Here is a 17,888-nt window from a genome sequence, read left to right as displayed (position 1 = left end):
CGCTGCTCCATCACAACGTTGACACCATCCCTCTTTTTGGAAAACTTTGGAAACAATGCCATGAAATAACCCTCACGCTGTTCCTCTATTGCACCTTTGCCTCTGCTCTGGTTTCCCAGGGCCCTGTCAGCCTGATACTATCATGCGGACACGTCTGGACGCATTCACCGCACCCGGCAGTGAGCCTGTTGATAAAACCCGGAACCTTCGGTTCATTATCCCGGGCTGTGCAGATATTGCTGGCTGACTCCGGAACTCCCCAATGAAGTTCCAGCGCGTCCACAGGACATGCAACAACACAATTGCTACAGCCGGTGCGATAGTCGGAATTGCTCTGCACTGCAAATGCCATGGATTCACGCACCAGCTATGATCGATTAGAGAATCGATTATCAAAAGAGTGGTGAAAGTATCTAGATAAATGTTCTGAAATATATCGCTGGAAAACAGGCATTTTATTATTTTTTTTTAATTTTTATTTATAAGCCCGGCAGCTCTGTTAAGCGCATATAGTGTACTTTTTAGGGGGATTCCTGTGCGCTCTGAGAATGATTAGATCAAATGAGAAAATTTATTCAGTAAGACTCCTCGTACTCTGATTATACCTGAGGTTATGTGAGAATGGAACTTAATGGCGTAACAATCGACAACACCTATGCAGAGGCATTTCCTACCTGGGTCTGCCGGGTGATTATTACTGCAGTGACAAAGGACTGGGCACTGAAGGCTGCCACCGAAGCAACCGGGTTTGCAACATCTGCGATCGGCTGCCCGTGCGAAGCCGGTATCGAGAGCGTCCTCTCCGGCAGTGAGACCCCTGATGGAAGGCCGGGCGTAGCGATTCTCATCTGTGCCAGCAAAAAGAAACTCAAGGAACAGGTTGTGGAGCGCCTTGCCGAGTGCGTACTGACAGCACCCACTACAGCGGTCTTCAACGGCATTACCGAGGCCGAGGAGAAGATCCCGGTCAAGCTGCATTTCTTCGGTGACGGGTACGAGTACCAGAAGGAGGTCGGCGGCAGGAAGTGCTGGGTGATCCCGATCATGAACGGCGAGTATGTCGGGGAAGAGGAGTTCGGCATTATAAAGGGTGTTGCCGGCGGCAACTTCTTTATCATGGGTGAAAACCAGATGGCCGCCCTTGTAGCAGCCCAGACAGCCGTGGATGCGATTGCCGAGGTTAAAGGAGTCATTACCAGCTTCCCCGGTGGTATCGTGGCGAGCGGCTCCAAGGTGGGCAGCCTGAAGTACAAGTTCATGCCTGCATCGACTAACGAGAAGTACTGCCCGACACTCCGAGAGAAAGTGGCAGACACCAAGATCCCGGCAGGTGTGAAAGCGGTCTACGAGATCGTTATTGACGGTATTGACGAGAAGTGCGTTGCCGCTGCGATGGGTGCCGGTATCAGGGCGGCCGTCAAGGTCCCGGGCGTGAAGTTTATCTCCGCCGGCAACTTCGGCGGCAGCCTCGGGCCGTTCAAGATTGACCTTGAAAAGGTTCTCTAATCTTTTTTTGTGCAAAGATTTTCTCACTTATGGAATTTTATTTATAGTGTTATTGCCGAATCATTTGTTAACGAAAATTTCGGCGATAATATGATCACACTTACACCCGATGACGTGAAGACGCGGTTCGGCTCGCTCTTCTCAAAGAAATTTCTGGTGATGGTTGACGAGACTGCGGGACGTGCAGAGATCCTTGAGCAGTGTCATGCCCGGGGAACCATCGAGTGGGATGCCATGAACCGTTCCCGTGCCGGCGGGGCGGTAGCCGCGTGTGCCGTTGAGGGAAGCACGATGACTATTCAGGCCCGCCTCGGCCGCTATCCGGTCAATTTCGGAGCTGCTGCCGGTACGATTGGCGGCCAGGCTCTTGAGGCCGTGGAAATCGATGGCGACGAAGTGATCACGACCTGGGCTGGTATCGCCGGTGCAGGGGTGGGCATTGCAGCCTGTCTCCCGCAGGCGCCGGGGGTACTGCGGGCCGAATACCCGACTGAAGAGGATCTCAAAATCGGGGGGGCACGGACCAACCATGTCCGGATCATAACGCCCCGGTACGAGAAGATCTCCTTTGGGATCGATGACACGGATACCCGACAGGAGGGAGCAACCTGGGTGATGGCCTTACAGTGTGCAGAGGCCTGCCATATTGATGGTGTGGAATTCCTCAACATGCGCCTTGTCCAGCTCAACCCGGCAGTTCCTGATAAAACAACGAACTGTGTTGGTTCGGCCCTCAACTTTGCTGCCCGGCCGGGGAGTATCGGCGCACTTTGTGAATTTGTCCGTGGGTTTGTGGAAAAGCATACCTTTTCGGAGGATACCGGCATTGCGTTCTCCCGGGGTATACGGACAGGGCAGGACTCCCCCTTCCATAAAGCCATTAAGACCGAGATCCTGAGCGTGCAGAAAGCCGAAGAAGAGGCACGACGGCTCGGCATTGAATTCCTCGATCACAAGGGGAGGAAGGGGCGGATCGGGGCTCTCGGTGCGGTACTCTGGGCCGACCGGGGTATCGAGGCGGCGGGGCTGTATGGCGAACATCTCTGATCCGTATGTGATCCGCTACCCGCAGATCGTTGCGGTAGCGGATGAAGCCGGAAGCACGGTAGAGCTTGTCGAGTTCTTCGATTGTATCGGGGGTGCAATGTGGACCCAGCACCATTATGTGAAGAGCCCGCTGGTCGGGAGCGTCAGGTGCGTGGGGTCGACCACCCGGTTCCTGCTCCGGCCTGGTACCGTGGATCTCGCACTCGAGGGTTCCCGCTTTCCTGCCGGGATTTCGGGTGTTGCAGTAACCGGCAATGAGATTGCAGTCACCTATATCGGCATGGGCGGCGGAGGGGTGGGGGCGACATCCTGCCGTGCAGCGGCACGGGGCGTGCTGCGGGAACAGTGCGATCCCTCCGGCGGGGGAAAAGTGGCCGCCGCCACACTCTGGCTGCCCCGCCGGAAACGGGTGCTGATCGGAGTTGACGATACGGATACCGCGGAAGAGGGAGCAACGTGGACACTTGTCCACAACATCGCCCGGGCGGTGGAGGACGAACAATCTGTGTATCTCTCGCATACGATCGTCCAGCTCTTCCCGGTGGCGTACCGGACCAAGAACTGCGTGAGTCTGGTGGCCGAATTTGCCACTACCGAACCGGACCGTCTTATCGGGCGGTTCAGGGAACTGCTCCAAAAATACACTCTCTCACAGAAGACCGGTATGGCGGTTTATACCGGCTTTTCTCCCTCTGCAGAGCTGGTGGAATATGCACGAAGCGTCAAACGGGGTGAGGTGGCACCGGACTGCGTGCAGAATCTCCGCGATCCCTCTCTTCGTATCATCATGAACGGACGGGGGATCACGGGAGCGGTAGCAGCGCTGCCGTTCTTTACCCGGTACGAGGAGGCACTGGAACTATGCAGTGGGAAGAGCTGAAGGCCCGGCTGCTCGAAGCAGGCTCCGCACGGCTGAGTGGTGAACCCGCGGAAGATTATATTGCAAAGTCCACCGCGGGCCCGGGAGCAGGGGGAAAAGGGGCCGTTTTCTTTGCTATGGGCAGCCACCGGGTCAAGTTCGCGGTCAATCCTGCCTCCCCCATTGAGATTGCCCACCGGGGAGGTGGCGTCGCCGATCTCTATTTCGGGGACCGGCAGATCTCCGGACGACTCCTCCAGCCGGGACTCCACTGCCCGGACCAGGCGTTTATCACGGTCACGGAAGGCTGTATCTTCTCCTGTCGCTACTGCACCGTTCCCCGGCTCCCGGCGCGACGCAAGACCGTGGAGGAGATCATGGATCTGGTAGAGTCGGTCCGTCACCGTGTCAGCGCTATCTCCCTGACCAGCGGCGTGCAGGGAAGCATTGGAGAGGAAGAGGCCTATGTCTGCGAGGTGATTGTCCATCTGCGGTTCTTTGGCCTGCCTATCGGTGTATCCATCTACCCGACCGACCAGACGCCAGAAAAGCTCCATGCTCTCGGGGTAACTGAGGTCAAGTTCAATATCGAGACGGCCACCCCGGAGCTCTTTGCGAAAATGTGCCCGGGACTTGACTACAACCGGCTCTGGCAGATCCTCGACCGGTCCGTTGAACTCTTTGGCAAGGGACGGGTCTTTTCCAATGTCATTATCGGGCTTGGCGAGACTGATGCGGAGATGGAGACCTGTATCAACCGCCTCACCTCGCACGGGGTGATCCCGGTACTTCGGCCGCTCAACCCGGTCGCGGGATGCGCCGGAATGCCCCGGCCATCTGCAGAACGGCTCCGGCACCTATTTGCCCTGCATCGGCAGGCCCTTGCCCGTGCAGGACTGGATACTACCGGAGCCCTGACCATGTGCACAAGCTGTGCGGGCTGTGATCTCGTGCCCGGGAGGGACGAATGAAGGGTGTTGAAGCGCTTGCAGCGGCTATAATTGCCGGGACGGACCGGCAGTATACTGTCCCGGGCTTTCCCGTCACGGACCTTGGCGCATTAACAAGGGCCGGGCTGGTCATAAACGAGAAGACCGCTCTTGAGTACGCGCTGGGGGACTCCCTCGCCGGACGGCGTGCAGCAGTGATCGTGAAGAATGTCGGGGTGAACGCCTGCGCCGATCCGCTTCTCCAGGCCACCGTGCAGGGCATCAGGGGAGGCGTCCTCCTTGTGGTTGGCGATGATCCCGGCGCCAAAGGATCCCAGACGGCACAGGATTCCCGTTATTACGGGGAAATGGCGGAGATCCCCGTGATCGAACCGGATGAGACCAGTTGTTTTACCGGGGTTGAGGCAGCACTTACAGCATCAGAAACGTTCTCCCGGGTGGCCATGCTCCGCCTTATCCCGCAGCTGCTGGATGCAGAGGTTGTGGGGGAGCCGGTTTCCCGGAACAACGGACAGGGGAAACTCGCCGACCCGGCGCTGACCATGCACGGCCGGGTTACCGCTGCCACCGGGGTCTACCGGACAGTGTTTGCCTGGTCGGATACATCCTCCCTGAACAGGTGGAAGGGAGGCACGCTGGGTGTTGGTCCTGCCCCAGGGGATTCCCGGGTTGCGACCGTAAATCCTGTTCCTTCCCGTGCCGGTTCGTTTACCGAAATACATGAGTTCGGCCGCTCCTTTGTCCGGGACCACCGGGCCGTAACTCCGCCAGGTCTTCAGGGACAACCGGAGTCCCGGAAAAACCGGGGGTTCAGCCGGACCTTCTGCGCTGCCTGTCCTTACCGGCCTCTGCTGGACCTCCTTAAAGAACGGAAGATGCAGCTTATCTGCGATGCGGGGTGCTCGGTCTTCGCATTGAATCCCCCTTATGAGCTGGGTATTGCCAGCTATGGCATGGGCGCAAGCATCGCGGTAGCCGCCCGGAGCACGCACGTGGCGCTGATCGGAGATTACGCCCTGCTCCATTCCGGCATCAATGCACTCATTGACGTGTACGAAAAAGGGCTTCCGCTTCTCTGTATCGTGATGAAGAACCACTGCGCAGCTATGACCGGGGGCCAGAGGGTGAGTGACCCCCTCCCCTATCTCCGCTGGGCCGACCCGATCGTCTGCCCTGCCCGGGATGAACAAGTCCTCCGTGAGGTAATCCGTGACCCGGAGGGCCCGTGTACCGTTATCGTGGAAGCAGAATGCCCCAAGGGAGCATATCATGAAACCGTGGAATGTTGAGATCTGTGACGTAACCCTGAGAGACGGGGAACAGACACCGGGTGTGTCGTTCTCCTGCGAAGAGAAAGTGGACATCGCCCGGACCCTGGATCGTATTGGCATCGAGGTTATCGAGGCCGGGTTCCCCGCAGTCTCCGAAAACGAGAAACACTGCGTGAAGACGATAGCCGGCCTTGGGCTGGATGCCCGGATCTGCGGCTTTGCCCGGGCAAAAAAGGAGGATATCGCAACGGCGATTGATTGCGGCGTTGACATGGTCTCCATTTTTATCCCTACCTCGGATCTTCATGTACGGGTAAAGTTCAAAAAGCCCCGGGAAAAGGTGCTTGAGGATGCTCTTGCGATGATCGATTTTGCCCGCGATCAAGGAGTTGCTGTACGGTTTGCAGCAGAAGATGCGTCACGGACCGATCTGGCATTTCTCAGGGAAGTGTACCGGGGAGCGGCCGACCACGGGGCCGTGCTTCTTAGTTTCGCCGATACGGTGGGCTGCCTGATCCCGGACGAGATGCGCACGATCATGACTGATCTGACCTCATCTATCGACCGCCCGTTCTGCGCCCACTGCCACAACGATATGGGCTGTGCCGTTGCCAACACGATCACCGCGGCACAGGCCGGGGCATTCCAGCTCCATACGACGGTGAACGGGATCGGTGAGCGTTCGGGTAATGCCTCGCTCGAGGAGGTTCTGGTCATCCTGCGGACCAAGGGTGGCATCGACCGGTACGACCTCTCGCATCTCTCCGTACTCTCCAGGAAGGTGGAGAAGTACTCCGGTATTGCGCTGCCACGGAACAAGCCCGTTACCGGGGAGCTTGCCTTCTCCCACGAGAGCGGTATCCACATCGCTGCGATCCTCGAGGATCCCGCAACGTACGAATACTTCCCCCCGGATCTTGTTGGCGGCGAGCGGCACTTTATCCTGGGGAAGCACACCGGGAAAAAAGCGCTCGAACACGTGCTCTTATCTCTTGGTGAGCCTCTCACCGGAGCCCAGGTCTGCCGGGTGCTCGACCTAGTCAAGGAATACTCCGAACAGAAATGCAGCATCACGCCGGAGATCCTCCGGAAGCTGATCCGGCGGGCGCAGCAGGAGACACCATCATGAGTACGCTCTCCGAACGCATTCTTGGCGCAACGGAAGGGGAATATGTGGACCGGAAGGTCGACAAAGCATATGCCCACGACGGGACCGGGGTCCTCGCGCTGGAAGCCTGGAAAGAGATGGGGGGTGACCGGCTGGGAAAGGGGACCGGTTATTTTGTCCAGTTCGATCATATCGCGCCGGCCAACAACGGTACGACGGCAACACTCCAGCATGAGCTGCGGGATTTTGCAAAGCGTTCATCCATGCAGTTCTCCGATATCGGCTGCGGTATCTGCCACCAGCTGATGGGAGAGGGGGCAGTCCTGCCCGGAGAGATCGTGGTCGGGGCGGACTCTCACAGCGTTACGCTGGGGGCATTCGGGGCATTTGCAACCGGTGTGGGTGCAACCGATATGGCGGCAATCTGGCTGACCGGGGAGACCTGGTTCCGCGTTCCGGAATCGGTGGGCATTCATCTGAATGGGAAGTTGACGGGTGCCGCAGAGGCAAAAGATGTTGCGCTTGCTTACGTGGGAAAACTCGGCACGGACGGCGCGACCTACCAGGCGCTGGAGTTTGTTGGTGAGGGAGTACGCCATCTCTCTATGGACGAGCGCTTTGTCCTCTCGAATCTTTCTGTCGAAGCCGGGGCAAAGACCGGGCTCTTCTATGCCGATGATGTGACCCTCCGTTACCTCAAAGAGCATGGACAGGAGACTGCCGGCCAAGAATACGAACCCTGCTCGTACCGGCAGGAACTCGAATTCGATCTTGCGGACATTGTGCCCCTGGTTGCCGTCCCCCACCGGGTGGACACTGTAAAGCCCGTGGACGCGGTTTCCGGTGTGCCGCTTGACCAGGTCTTTGTCGGGACCTGCACGAACGGGCGGTACTCCGATCTCGCCCGGTTTGCCCGCCTGGTCCGGGGAAGGAAAGTGGCAGTGCGAACCATTGTTGTCCCGGCATCGGCCGCAGTCCTGGAAAAGGCGATCCGGACCGGGGTGCTTGCCGATATCATCGGATCCGGTTGCACCCTCGGGACACCCGGGTGCGGCCCCTGTCTTGGCTACCATATGGGCGTGCTCGGGGAAGGGGAAGTTTGCCTCTCGACAGCCAACCGGAATTTCAAAAACCGTATGGGTGTCGGGGGGGAGATCTACCTTGGCTCTGTTGCTACCGCGGCTGCGAGCGCCCTTGCCGGGGAGATCGCCTCACCGGAGGTGGGATAATGCAGGGTAAAGGAACGGCTGTGTGCCTGCCGGCAGATATTGATACCGATCTCGTGATTGCCGGCAGGTACCTGCGGACCAGGGACCGGAGTATCTGGGGAACCCGCGTGTTCGAGGATCTCGATCCCGCGCTCGCCCCTCGTCTTAAAGGGGCTGTCATCGTTGCCGGTAAGAATTTCGGGTGCGGCTCCTCCCGGGAGCAGGCAGTTCATGCCCTCCGGGAAGCCGGGGTTGTTGCGGTCATCGCCCCCTCCTTTGCCCGGATCTTCTTCCGGAATGCGATCAACATCGGCCTTCCGCTTATCGAACTGGATCTCACCTGTAAAGAGGGCAGCCTGGTAGCATTCGATCTTTCATCCGGGTGGGTTGATGCCGGGGGGAAGAGGCATGCGATCCGTCCCCTGTCTTCGCGTATGCAGGAGATCCTGCAGGCAGGGGGGCTGGTTGAATACTGGAGGGCTCACCGGTGATCTTTCCCGAACACTGCAAGGTCGTCGGCGTTGCGTCGGAACGGCCCTGTGGCGACCGGGTCTATGCCCTGAGCCGGTATCTCCTGCGGAAGACGGACGGGGGATACGAGCTTCTCGAGGTGGCACTTGACCCGTCAAAGAACCGCGTCATGCGGGAGATCGTATCGTCCCGGATTCTGGCGACACCCGCCGAGACTTTTCATTACCCGGAAAAGGTGCAGCTCAACGATCGTACCCGCCTCGTGAGGCTTGCACAGAAAAGCGGGTACCGGTGCACGGTCTTTACCGGTTTCGAGGAAAACATGACGTTTGTCCTCGATCCGGATCTTTCGGATTTCCTTACCCTACATGTCTATGATGTCTATCCTCCCCGTCCCACTCTCTCGGCGAGCCTTAAAGAGATGGAAGCGATCGGCCTCTTCGGGGAGCTCTCGGTGGTCTTCGATCACCATATCCGGGACATTACCACGGTACCTGCGGATGTCTATCCCTGCCGGGCTGCGGGGTACACAAGGACACTGGATGCCGATCCCCTGCAGGGCGGCGAACGGGTGGCCGGGTGTCTTACCGCACGACAGCTCTGCACGGAGTGTTATGGTACGAATTTTACGCTTGAGAATATCTGTCCCCTTGAACAGATTGCCGCAGAACCCTTTATTGCGCGGTGCTGCCGGTCCGAACGGGAAGGGGTCGGAACTTGGGACGGGAAGTTCGGGGCGATCGTTCACTGGGGAGCTAGCCCTGTAAAGATCGCACAATCGGTACAGGAACTGGTCAGGCAGTGGAGGGCCCGATGACGCGGATCGCCATTGTTGAAGGGGACGGGATTGGTCACGAAGTGATCCCGGTGGCGCAGCGGGTGCTTGAACTGCTCCATCCCGAGTACAAGTATTTCCCTGTTGATGTCGGGTACGGGCGCTGGGAACAGACCGGGTGCCCCTGTGCAGACGGCGATATATCAGCCCTCAAAACAGCGGACGCCATCCTCTTTGGGGCAATCACAACACCCCCCATGAAAGATTACCAGAGTGTTGTCCTGCGGATCCGCAAGGCTCTTGATCTGTACGCAAACCTGCGGCCGGTGAAGGGTGAGGGATTCGATATCATGATCGTGCGGGAGAACACCGAGGGGATGTACTCGGGGATCGAGGAGATTGGCCCGGATCGGTCGACAACGCTCCGGGTGGTGAGCCGTAAGGGGACCGAGCGGATCGCACAGGCGGCGATCCGGTGTGCCAGGCAGCGTCTCGGGAAACTGACCATCGGGCACAAGGCAAATGTACTAAAATCCGATGTCTTCTTCCGGGACATCTGCATCGCGGAGGCGCAGAAGGCCGGAGTGACCTATAACGACAAGTATATCGATGCCCTTGGTCTTGATATTCTCCAGCACCCGGGAGCATACGATGTGATTGTGACCACGAATATCTTCGGCGATATCCTCTCGGATGTCTCCTCGTATCTTGTCGGCGGGCTGGGCCTGGTGCCGAGTGCCAATATCGGTGACCGGTATGCACTTTTTGAACCGGTGCATGGCAGTGCCCCGGATATCGCGGGTAAGAACATTGCAAACCCCATTGCGACCTTACGGAGCGCAGCGATGCTCCTTGCCCATCTCGGGGACAAAGAAGGAGCCGCGAGAATAGAATCCGCCATCAGCAGTGTCCTTTCATCAGGGATCCGGACCCGGGATATCGGGGGATCCACAGGGACCCGGGAGTTTGGTGGGGCGGTGCTCCGTTTATTAGGTTAGGATCCAGCAAGACCCTGGGACCATCAGCGATAGCGTGGTACTGGTGGAGTTGATCCTTTTTTGTGATATGCCATAAATTTCCGGCAGCATTGATCAATCCGGAAGGCCTCTTCTTGTTGTAGCATCAGCACCGAGATGGAGCATGTAGCCGAGGGCAAAACAGGATATCCCGTAGATGGCGGATCGGGAGGTAATATCGGGCAACAGGTAAAGGAATGCTGCAAGACAGAAAACAATCCCTGAAACTTTTAATGCCCGTCTGCTGTGGAAGATACCACGGTGCCTTGAGCTGGTCGGTCTTTCCAGCAGATCGGGCATCAGGGAACCGGCGATTACGGCGCATAACCCGAGGACTGTAAGTCCCGGGGAGATCCCGTAAAGCCGGCTTCCCAGCACGGCATAAAGACAGAACGCCAGTATCCCGATCGCGAGATGGATGCCTCTCCTCATTGCAGATGATCCACTGGAACACCTGAGGCTGATAAACGACAGCCACGCACCGCGAAAGTAGGGCTTTGGCCGGTCCTTGGGGCCAAGCCCTGCTTCCCGTGGATTTCCCGGGGTTCCTTTCCGGTGGTTTGCTCCCGGAATCTCCCTCATTCCGGAGGCAGGTATCGTCGATTTTGCATACACATGGATACGGTTTATGTATCGGGTGACAGTGAAACCGGAACAGCTCGTAGCGGCTGTGCCGAAAAGATGCATGTCCAAAGGAATTATGGGGATGAGCAGGACTGGTGCTTACCGTACCACCCGGTATCCTGCACGGGAAAATATCTCATCCACATAGGCTTCCCATACACTTTCCCCGGGAATATCAATCCCGTCGATTTTCTGCAGCCAGAGTGTACGGAGGCTGGCATCCTGCGTGGAAAGCATACGTGAGCCGTCCGGGATCTTTCCCACAGGAATACCCTTTCCATCGAGAAAAAGAATACGAAAACAGGCATACTGGCGGCAAAGGTCCGGGCGGGTCTGATGAACCGTGCAGCAGGCCTGGCGGGGTTCCGGAAACCTGAGAAACGGGCATGCCATCGGGCGGATCTTTTCTATATCCTGCGAGCAGAAGAGACTGGCCTTGTCCGGGTCAAGGGTAACGAGACGTTCTTCGCCGGTGACAAAGAATCGGATCCGGAATCTCGCGGCATCGATACGTTCTTCGATCCCGATGATATCCCCCATGGAACTGCAACAGTCCCCGCATTGCTGGCACCGGAATACCACGGATGATTCCCCCTGAACCGGTATATCACATCAGAGGGGATTAACCTGCCGCACCTGCGCTGAGATCCTCCTGCCGTGTTAGTTCCGCAAGGTATACAACCGAGCCGGTGCGAATATTGTGGAAAGGAGCCCAACGACACATGGACCTCGGTGCCATCTGGACAGCCATGGCTGTTCCTCTCCTGATCCTTATCGCCCGGATTGCTGAAGCAAGTCTTGAATCCGTCCGGACAATCTACATCAGCAAGGGTCATGGAAATCTCGCTGCCTATGTCGGTATCGTCAAGACCGGCATCTGGCTGATCTCGACCGGCCTTGTACTGACCAACTTAACGCAGTACTGGAACCTCTTTGCTTACCTCGCAGGTTACGGAATGGGCACCGTGCTTGGCATGACGATCGAGAATCTCATCTCGATCGGTTACGTGATCGTCCGGCTTATCACTCCCGCGGATCCCCAGATGCTTATGTCCCGCCTATCCACGCTGGGCTATGGTATGACCCGCATGGAAGGCTCCGGGACGTTCTCCGGCACCGTCAGTATCATCTTCATGATCGTTCCCCGGAAAGAGCTCTCCCGGCTGCTTGCCATTATCTCCCGGGAATATCCGGATCTCCTTTATACTATCGAGGACGTGCGGAACATCAAGGACGGGGCGAGGATCTTTTACAAGGATCCCAAACGCCGTATCCTCAGTTTCTTCGGGATGTAACGCACCGGATCTCTGCCGGAAAGACTATAGCGCCGGGTGCAGATCAGAATGTAAGGGATGCGATATGAGCGGAATAAAGAAGATGGGTCCTGATGCTGAAAACAGGGCCGGTACCATTCCTCTTTTCGATCCGGACAGGAATGCGGTGGTGGAGATGACCCCCGTCGTAAAGTCCGATGCAGAGTGGCAGGCCCAGCTGACTCCCCGGCAGTTTGCCGTGGCGCGAAAACAGGAGACCGAAAACCCGTTTACCGGAGCGTACCATGACTGCAAGGCTCATGGGATCTACCGGTGTGCCTGCTGCGGTACGGCTCTGTTCTTTTCCGAGGCCAAGTTTGACTCCGGTACAGGCTGGCCAAGTTTCTCTGCCCCGGTCTCACCGCTCAATGTCACCACACGGGAGGACACCGCCCACGGCATGATCCGCACCGAGGTACTCTGCGCACGTTGCGGGGCACATCTCGGACACGTATTTGATGACGGGCCTCCACCTACGGGGAAAAGGTATTGTATGAACTCTGCTGCCCTCGTGCTCCGGCAGACGCCCGAATGAAAAACCGGGCCGGACCCACACGTCCCGCGGCTCTAAAAACGGGTGCGGCTTTTATGTCGTTACCCGCCAACGGCTGAGTGAAACATATGGAAAAAAAGGACGACCTTGCGGCACTGGAGCGTATCATCGGGTACCATTTTTTCGAGCAGCAGCACCTGATCCGGGCGCTGACCCATCCCGCGTACGCAAATGAGGTGATCCAGAAAAACCGGATCTGCCTGACCCAGGACGCCTATAGCACGCTTGGCGATGCCGTCCTCAAGACCAGCCTGATTTTGTTTTTAATGGAGAAAGGGCTCCAGGAGAAGGGTGCAATCACCCGGGCAAAGGAACAACTGGAAGACAATGCAACTCTTGCCAGGATCGGTCACCGCATGAAGATCAAGCGGTTTATCCGGCTCGGTCGCGGTGAAAAGGATCTCTGGAAATCCGGCGAGGAAACGATCCTTGCGGACACGATGGAGGCGATCATCGGCGCAATCTACCTGGACAGTGACGCGAGCCTGGGTGTGGTGAGGCAGTGTATCGGGATCTGGTTTGAGCCCGAGCTGGTCCGGGTGCGGAGGGAGGATATCCCGCAAAGGAAGGTCAGATCTCCTCCTTCCTCGACCTCCAGACGTGCACGACCCAGATAAAGGATACGGAGGTTGCCACAACCGTTGAGATGGCAAGGAGCGGGAGGTACCACCACTGGGATGCCATCTGCCCGCCCATAACGCCGCTCCCGGCAATGGTGGCAATGGTATTGGGAACCAGAAATGCGGTGCCGAGGACCGTCAGGTAAGCGGTGACCAGCGCAAACCGGTTGTTGAGGCTCTGGAGCTGGTTGTTATAGATGCTTTGCATCACCTCAAGGCCTGAAGCGAGGACATTGGACATCTGCTCCGAGAGCTCGATGTGACGTTCGATATTATCGGAGAGGATCCCGATCCGGCCCAGCAGCTTCTCATCGTTGGTGATCAGGTCTGCATCGCCGTACTGGAGCGAGTTTATCACATCTTTTGTGGCCCAGAGTACGTTGAGGTAATCGATCAGCACGTGCTTCATGCGGTAGATCCGGTGGGCGATCTGCCGTTTTGCGATGTTTTCCTCGATTAACGATTTGCTGATCGCGTCCCCGTGCATCTCGATTTCCCGGAGATACTCGAAGTTCCGGTCGTTGTTTTCATCGATAATCCGTTCAAGGATCAGGGTGATCTTGTTGCAGGTGGTTTCAGCGTAGATCCGTTTAAAAAACGGCTGGGCATACCGGGAGAACCGGAGCAGGCGGTTGATATCCTCGGAGTGGACGGTCAGGATAACATTGTCCCGGATCAGGACAAAGAGCGGGTGCACCGCCATGTTATCGTTTTTCATGGTGACGGAAGGGAGCATGATCCCCAGCTCTGTATCGTAATCCTCGTACGCCGAATAGAACCCTGTCGAAAGCTTCGGAATCGGGAGTTTGGAAAACCCGGCCTGCTGGGCGATCCTCTCGATTTCTCCTGCGTCATCTTTGGTACTGTAATCGATCCACCCAACGCTTGCCTGGGGAAGGATGGCAAAGTATTCTTCCAGCGGGCGGTCGATGAGCCGGTCGATCCTGCCATCCTTATAAAGGATGATGCAGAAGTTGAGCGGGCCCGGACCAGCGGTCTGCGGGCATGTTTCTTTCTGGGTATCCTGTGATTCAGCAAATGGTGTGCCCTGCGCAAGCATAACGTCCTCTCCTGTGATTCTGCCCGGAGGAATTCCGGGATGCATCAGTGCTCTCTTTTATTGAAATTTTGCAGGGATAAACACACCCGTAGGAGATCGGAACGGATGTACTGTAGCGATACGAACACTCATATCTGATGGATGCAATCCACCATATACAGGTGACATGATGGTACAACAACCTGTTATTCGGACCGGCGATCAGGCACGGAAGTTTTCACTCAAGGATCAGAATGACGCCACGTTTGATCTCCTGGAACAGTCAGGAAAGAAGGTTCTCCTCTCATTCCATCCCCTCGCATGGACGCCCGTCTGTGCTGCCCAGATGAAATCCCTTGAGGAGAGCCGGGAAACTCTTGCCTCGCTTGGCACTGTTGCGGTCGGGCTCAGTGTTGATTCCGTTCCGTGCAAGAAGGCATGGGCAGATAACCTTGGGATCGCGAAAACTCCCCTGCTCTGCGATTTCTGGCCCCATGGCCATGTTGCGATGACGTACGGGATATTCCGGGAAGCAAACGGGTTCTCGGAGCGGGCAAATATCATCATCGATGAGAACCGGCGGGTCGCTTTCGTGAAGATCTATCCGCTCCACAACCTTCCCGATATGAAGGAAATCATCGCGTTCCTGCAGAAGCCAGCGACCGTATGAGCCTTCTGCAAGGGAGCACGGCCTGCTGCCCGGGCCAGGGACCTGCCCCCCTTTCCATAATTCTCATATCTCCCGGCATCCAATGTTCCCGTATGATTCCGCAGTTCTCCTTAAACCGGATCCTGTTCTGTCTCATGCTCCTGGTCCTGACAGTCGCGATACCTGTATCGGCAATGGTTGGATCTGCATCCAGCTCACCAGTCCCCACAGTAACCGCAACGGTGTCACCTACCACCATGGATACGTCTTCGGTGACTCCCTCGGTAACAACGGCTTCTCTCACAACGGTACCTCCGGCAACAACCGCAGTGGCCGGCACTGCTGCAGCCGCACAGAACGGGACCGCCGCAACGGCTACCCCTACCGTTGTTCCGACTACCGCGATCACGGCCGCTGCACAATCTGCAGCACCCGCTGCTACCACCCTCTCTTCTGAGGCAGCCGCGACCACCACCCAATCCCCGGTCTTTGTCCCGACCATCCTTGCAGGTATCGTCATAGCCGGTGTCTGTGCGGTTCTGGCAAGGCGGCACTAAAATTTTTTAAATCCCGTTGCAAGCGGGAGCAGATGTCCCTGTTCCCGTCCTTTTTTCCAGATATTCAAAACAGTTCATGAGCTGCCCGGTCTTCAGGGCAGGGGCTGCTGCTGGGTGGCGCAATGGAATGTCCCGTATCCCTCCACCATGGCACGGGCATTTATGCCCATAACGGTTCGTTCCTGGAAGAGATCCTGTATAATACGGAGTGCTTCCGCGTCATGGGGGTCGTCAAAGACCGGGACAATGACGACGGTGTTCCCGATATAGAAGTTGGTGTAGCTTGCCGGGCAGCGGTCATCCCCGCTTACCACCGGGGCCGGCATGGGGAGTTTTATGACGGTAAATGGCCGGTCCTCCTGATCGGTTGCCCCTTTGAGGATCTCGTAGTTCTCGTGGAGGGCTGCGTAATTTTCATCGGAGGGATTCTCTTCGTAGGCACAGACAATCGTGGATGGCGAGACAAACCGGGCGATATCATCGACATGGCCATCCGTATCATCACCGGCCACCCCCTTGTTGAGCCAGATGATCTTCACTGCACCAAGATACTCCTTGAGGTAATCCTCGATCTCATCCCGGGTGAGATCCGGGTTCCGGTTTTTGTTGAGAAGGCAGGCCTGCGTGGTCAGTATCGTACCCCTTCCGTTGGTGTCGATCGATCCGCCTTCAAGAATAATTCCCGGTCTAAAGACCGGCAGCTCAAGCCACCGGTTCATGTCCGCGGGAATATGCCCGTCGGCGATCTGGTCCTCGTATTTCTCACCCCAGGCGTTGAAGTCCCAGCGTACCATTGCAGATCTATTCAGGGCAGGGTTTATCACAAAGGTCGGCCCGTAGTCGCGGATCCAGACATCAGAATAAGAGACGGTCCGGATCGTCACGCGGGAAAGGTCAACCCCGGCGCTCCTGAGAAGCCCCTTTACGATCCTGTTTATCATGGGCGTGGGAACGAAGAGCTCCACCCGTTCCGAGGGTACGATCCCGGCGATAAAACTGACGTAGGAATCCTCTACCCCGGTCAGGTCCGGGAAGGTGTTTTTATTGTGCGGCCACGACAGCCAGACTGCCTCGTGCGGTTCCCATTCGGCAGGCATAAAATAGCCCAGTTTCCGGGGGGTATCCCCTTTCCGGGGGATCGGTGCCGTCGCGTCATGTTCCGGTACCCGGGCGCAGACTGATCCGTACGTATCCGGGCGCCGGTTCCGGAAAAACCCCCACGAATCCCGGATCGATTCATTTATCCCCGTGTCTATGGTTACGGTGATCGTTTCGTCCTTTTCTCCGGCCCGGGCAAGTACTTTCCCGAACGCATCGCAGACAAAGGATCCCCCGAAGAACCGGATATTTCCTTCCCTGCCGGCGCGGTTGACTGCGGCAACATGGACGCTGTTTGCGATGGCATGGCTGCGCTGGATCAGTTCCCATGACTCCTGCCAGTCCCCTTCCTCCGGTGGCTCCGTGCAGGGGTTCCCGATCGCCGTAGGGTAGAAGATGATCTCCGCCCCGTCAAGAGCAACACATCTCGCGGCCTCGGGGAACCACTGGTCGTAACAAATGAGAACCGCGATCTTTCCGTATCTGGTCGCGTGCACGGCGTACTGATCCCCGGGATAGAAGTAACCTTTCTCAAAGAATTTCGGATCCTGGGGGATATGGACCTTGTAGTAGGGTGCGTGGAGACTTCCATCGGCATCGATCACCACCGCTGCATTCAAGAAATGCCCCAAAGGAGACCGCTCAAAAACCGGGACAATGATTACTGCCGCGTACTCTTTTGCAAGCCGGGCAAATGCCTGCGTCGACTCCCCGGGGATGGTTTCGGCAAACGTTTCCACCGGTACACCGATCTGCTGCGGGAAATACCGGGTACGGAACAGTTCCGGCAGGCAGATAAACTGCGCTCCGTTCCGTGCTGTAGACTCGGTGAGTTCCAGTGCCTTTTTGAGGTTGCTGTCCGGATCCGCCCCGACTTCCATCTGGATGAGTGCGATGGTACGTGTGGTCTCGGTCATGTGCAACAGTCCCTGCTCTAGAGGGTTATTTCTCTATAAATATCATGTTATCCACATTCGTCCGGTTTTTCCGCCGGCTTAAATGGAGGCTTAAGGAATGGGGCGCCGTTCTCCCCGTTCGGGAAGGTTATGGCGAAGGTCCGGTCTTTGGCTCCTGCACCGGATGCCCCTTTTTTCTCTCTCTCCATTCAGAGAACTGACCCATGAGGGAGAGAACAGCGGGCATAATGAAGATAGCGCCGGCGAGGGAGAATCCAACGGCGATGAGAGTACAGACACCGAAGTTGGAGATGATAGGGAAGCTGGA

Annotated in this window: 20 protein-coding genes; 15 read left to right on the top strand and 5 right to left on the bottom strand. The window is 57.2% G+C overall.

Annotated features, from left to right (window positions below; all coding sequences use genetic code 11):
- Nucleotides 1-85: 85 nt before the first annotated feature.
- The gene (locus VMS83_RS10165) at nucleotides 86-352 is read right to left on the bottom strand and encodes a 4Fe-4S dicluster domain-containing protein (RefSeq protein ID WP_325412428.1); all 267 of its coding nucleotides are present in this window, start codon (nucleotides 350-352) and stop codon (nucleotides 86-88) included.
- 269 nt (nucleotides 353-621) lie between these two features.
- On the opposite strand from VMS83_RS10165, the gene fhcD reads away from it, so the two are divergent.
- The 10 genes from fhcD (at nucleotide 622) to VMS83_RS10115 (ending at nucleotide 10,193) form a co-directional block, all read left to right on the top strand.
- On the top strand, nucleotides 622-1,506 hold the full coding sequence (gene fhcD / locus VMS83_RS10160; RefSeq protein ID WP_325412426.1) for a formylmethanofuran--tetrahydromethanopterin N-formyltransferase: 885 nt from the start codon (nucleotides 622-624) through the stop codon (nucleotides 1,504-1,506).
- 90 nt (nucleotides 1,507-1,596) lie between these two features.
- Nucleotides 1,597-2,553 (top strand): tRNA(Ile2) 2-agmatinylcytidine synthetase, encoded by a 957-nt coding sequence (locus VMS83_RS10155; RefSeq protein WP_325412424.1) that lies wholly within the window; start codon nucleotides 1,597-1,599, stop codon nucleotides 2,551-2,553.
- Nucleotides 2,537-3,433 (top strand): methanogenesis marker protein 11, encoded by an 897-nt coding sequence (gene mmp11 / locus VMS83_RS10150; protein ID WP_325412422.1) that lies wholly within the window; start codon nucleotides 2,537-2,539, stop codon nucleotides 3,431-3,433. Before VMS83_RS10155 ends, mmp11 begins: the two co-directional genes overlap by 17 nt.
- On the top strand, nucleotides 3,415-4,383 hold the full coding sequence (locus tag VMS83_RS10145; RefSeq protein ID WP_325412420.1) for a radical SAM protein: 969 nt from the start codon (nucleotides 3,415-3,417) through the stop codon (nucleotides 4,381-4,383). Before mmp11 ends, VMS83_RS10145 begins: the two co-directional genes overlap by 19 nt.
- Nucleotides 4,380-5,651, top strand: a complete 1,272-nt coding sequence (locus VMS83_RS10140) for a thiamine pyrophosphate-dependent enzyme (protein WP_325412418.1) — start codon at nucleotides 4,380-4,382, stop codon at nucleotides 5,649-5,651. The genes VMS83_RS10145 and VMS83_RS10140 overlap by 4 nt, the downstream gene beginning before the upstream one ends.
- Nucleotides 5,632-6,762 (top strand): homocitrate synthase family protein, encoded by a 1,131-nt coding sequence (locus VMS83_RS10135; protein WP_325412416.1) that lies wholly within the window; start codon nucleotides 5,632-5,634, stop codon nucleotides 6,760-6,762. Before VMS83_RS10140 ends, VMS83_RS10135 begins: the two co-directional genes overlap by 20 nt.
- On the top strand, nucleotides 6,759-7,970 hold the full coding sequence (locus VMS83_RS10130) for an aconitase/3-isopropylmalate dehydratase large subunit family protein (protein ID WP_325412415.1): 1,212 nt from the start codon (nucleotides 6,759-6,761) through the stop codon (nucleotides 7,968-7,970). The genes VMS83_RS10135 and VMS83_RS10130 overlap by 4 nt, the downstream gene beginning before the upstream one ends.
- On the top strand, nucleotides 7,970-8,440 hold the full coding sequence (locus VMS83_RS10125) for a 3-isopropylmalate dehydratase (protein WP_325412413.1): 471 nt from the start codon (nucleotides 7,970-7,972) through the stop codon (nucleotides 8,438-8,440). Before VMS83_RS10130 ends, VMS83_RS10125 begins: the two co-directional genes overlap by 1 nt.
- Nucleotides 8,437-9,237: a DUF7714 family protein gene (locus tag VMS83_RS10120; RefSeq protein ID WP_325412411.1), complete on the top strand. Its 801-nt coding sequence runs from the start codon at nucleotides 8,437-8,439 to the stop codon at nucleotides 9,235-9,237. The genes VMS83_RS10125 and VMS83_RS10120 overlap by 4 nt, the downstream gene beginning before the upstream one ends.
- Complete coding sequence (locus VMS83_RS10115) at nucleotides 9,234-10,193, top strand: isocitrate/isopropylmalate dehydrogenase family protein (RefSeq protein WP_325412409.1); 960 nt, start codon at nucleotides 9,234-9,236, stop codon at nucleotides 10,191-10,193. The genes VMS83_RS10120 and VMS83_RS10115 overlap by 4 nt, the downstream gene beginning before the upstream one ends.
- Nucleotides 10,194-10,286: 93 nt before the next feature.
- Here the strand turns inward: VMS83_RS10115 and VMS83_RS10110 are convergent, their stop codons facing one another.
- Complete coding sequence (locus tag VMS83_RS10110) at nucleotides 10,287-10,793, bottom strand: metal-dependent hydrolase (RefSeq protein ID WP_325412407.1); 507 nt, start codon at nucleotides 10,791-10,793, stop codon at nucleotides 10,287-10,289.
- A 141-nt stretch (nucleotides 10,794-10,934) separates the two neighbouring features.
- The gene (locus tag VMS83_RS10105) at nucleotides 10,935-11,417 is read right to left on the bottom strand and encodes a YkgJ family cysteine cluster protein (RefSeq protein ID WP_325412405.1); all 483 of its coding nucleotides are present in this window, start codon (nucleotides 11,415-11,417) and stop codon (nucleotides 10,935-10,937) included.
- 140 nt (nucleotides 11,418-11,557) lie between these two features.
- Between VMS83_RS10105 and VMS83_RS10100 the strand changes: the two genes are divergently transcribed.
- The 3 genes from VMS83_RS10100 (at nucleotide 11,558) to VMS83_RS10090 (ending at nucleotide 13,318) form a co-directional block, all read left to right on the top strand.
- Nucleotides 11,558-12,130, top strand: a complete 573-nt coding sequence (locus VMS83_RS10100; protein WP_325412403.1) for a DUF2179 domain-containing protein — start codon at nucleotides 11,558-11,560, stop codon at nucleotides 12,128-12,130.
- 64 nt (nucleotides 12,131-12,194) lie between these two features.
- Nucleotides 12,195-12,683 carry a peptide-methionine (R)-S-oxide reductase MsrB gene (gene msrB / locus VMS83_RS10095; RefSeq protein WP_325412401.1) on the top strand — a complete coding sequence of 163 codons (489 nt, stop codon included), beginning with the start codon at nucleotides 12,195-12,197 and terminating at the stop codon, nucleotides 12,681-12,683.
- Nucleotides 12,684-12,769: 86 nt separating this feature from the next.
- Nucleotides 12,770-13,318 carry a ribonuclease III domain-containing protein gene (locus VMS83_RS10090; protein WP_325412399.1) on the top strand — a complete coding sequence of 183 codons (549 nt, stop codon included), beginning with the start codon at nucleotides 12,770-12,772 and terminating at the stop codon, nucleotides 13,316-13,318.
- On the opposite strand, the gene VMS83_RS10085 is transcribed toward VMS83_RS10090, so the two are convergent.
- Nucleotides 13,272-14,381 carry a CorA family divalent cation transporter gene (locus VMS83_RS10085; RefSeq protein WP_325412397.1) on the bottom strand — a complete coding sequence of 370 codons (1,110 nt, stop codon included), beginning with the start codon at nucleotides 14,379-14,381 and terminating at the stop codon, nucleotides 13,272-13,274. The genes VMS83_RS10090 and VMS83_RS10085 overlap by 47 nt on opposite strands.
- A gap of 169 nt (nucleotides 14,382-14,550) precedes the next feature.
- On the opposite strand from VMS83_RS10085, the gene VMS83_RS10080 reads away from it, so the two are divergent.
- Nucleotides 14,551-15,030 (top strand): redoxin domain-containing protein, encoded by a 480-nt coding sequence (locus VMS83_RS10080; protein ID WP_325412395.1) that lies wholly within the window; start codon nucleotides 14,551-14,553, stop codon nucleotides 15,028-15,030.
- Nucleotides 15,031-15,122: 92 nt separating this feature from the next.
- Nucleotides 15,123-15,566 (top strand): hypothetical protein, encoded by a 444-nt coding sequence (locus tag VMS83_RS10075; protein WP_325412393.1) that lies wholly within the window; start codon nucleotides 15,123-15,125, stop codon nucleotides 15,564-15,566.
- A 92-nt stretch (nucleotides 15,567-15,658) separates the two neighbouring features.
- Here VMS83_RS10075 and VMS83_RS10070 read toward each other — a convergent pair whose 3' ends face one another.
- On the bottom strand, nucleotides 15,659-17,581 hold the full coding sequence (locus VMS83_RS10070) for an agmatine deiminase family protein (protein ID WP_325412391.1): 1,923 nt from the start codon (nucleotides 17,579-17,581) through the stop codon (nucleotides 15,659-15,661).
- Nucleotides 17,582-17,888: the final 307 nt, after the last annotated feature.

The organism is Methanoregula sp., assembly GCF_035543475.1.
GTDB lineage: Archaea > Halobacteriota > Methanomicrobia > Methanomicrobiales > Methanospirillaceae > Methanoregula.
This window is presented reverse-complemented; position numbering and strand designations above follow the sequence as displayed.

Coding starts and splice junctions, on each gene's coding strand:
- VMS83_RS10165 (WP_325412428.1), bottom strand. CDS start 352: ATGGCATTTGCAGTGCAGAGCAATTCCGACTATCGCACCGGCTGTAGC.
- fhcD (WP_325412426.1), top strand. CDS start 622: ATGGAACTTAATGGCGTAACAATCGACAACACCTATGCAGAGGCATTT.
- VMS83_RS10155 (WP_325412424.1), top strand. CDS start 1,597: ATGATCACACTTACACCCGATGACGTGAAGACGCGGTTCGGCTCGCTC.
- mmp11 (WP_325412422.1), top strand. CDS start 2,537: ATGGCGAACATCTCTGATCCGTATGTGATCCGCTACCCGCAGATCGTT.
- VMS83_RS10145 (WP_325412420.1), top strand. CDS start 3,415: ATGCAGTGGGAAGAGCTGAAGGCCCGGCTGCTCGAAGCAGGCTCCGCA.
- VMS83_RS10140 (WP_325412418.1), top strand. CDS start 4,380: ATGAAGGGTGTTGAAGCGCTTGCAGCGGCTATAATTGCCGGGACGGAC.
- VMS83_RS10135 (WP_325412416.1), top strand. CDS start 5,632: ATGAAACCGTGGAATGTTGAGATCTGTGACGTAACCCTGAGAGACGGG.
- VMS83_RS10130 (WP_325412415.1), top strand. CDS start 6,759: ATGAGTACGCTCTCCGAACGCATTCTTGGCGCAACGGAAGGGGAATAT.
- VMS83_RS10125 (WP_325412413.1), top strand. CDS start 7,970: ATGCAGGGTAAAGGAACGGCTGTGTGCCTGCCGGCAGATATTGATACC.
- VMS83_RS10115 (WP_325412409.1), top strand. CDS start 9,234: ATGACGCGGATCGCCATTGTTGAAGGGGACGGGATTGGTCACGAAGTG.
- VMS83_RS10110 (WP_325412407.1), bottom strand. CDS start 10,793: ATGAGGGAGATTCCGGGAGCAAACCACCGGAAAGGAACCCCGGGAAAT.
- VMS83_RS10100 (WP_325412403.1), top strand. CDS start 11,558: ATGGACCTCGGTGCCATCTGGACAGCCATGGCTGTTCCTCTCCTGATC.
- msrB (WP_325412401.1), top strand. CDS start 12,195: ATGAGCGGAATAAAGAAGATGGGTCCTGATGCTGAAAACAGGGCCGGT.
- VMS83_RS10090 (WP_325412399.1), top strand. CDS start 12,770: ATGGAAAAAAAGGACGACCTTGCGGCACTGGAGCGTATCATCGGGTAC.
- VMS83_RS10085 (WP_325412397.1), bottom strand. CDS start 14,381: ATGCTTGCGCAGGGCACACCATTTGCTGAATCACAGGATACCCAGAAA.
- VMS83_RS10080 (WP_325412395.1), top strand. CDS start 14,551: ATGGTACAACAACCTGTTATTCGGACCGGCGATCAGGCACGGAAGTTT.
- VMS83_RS10075 (WP_325412393.1), top strand. CDS start 15,123: ATGATTCCGCAGTTCTCCTTAAACCGGATCCTGTTCTGTCTCATGCTC.
- VMS83_RS10070 (WP_325412391.1), bottom strand. CDS start 17,581: ATGACCGAGACCACACGTACCATCGCACTCATCCAGATGGAAGTCGGG.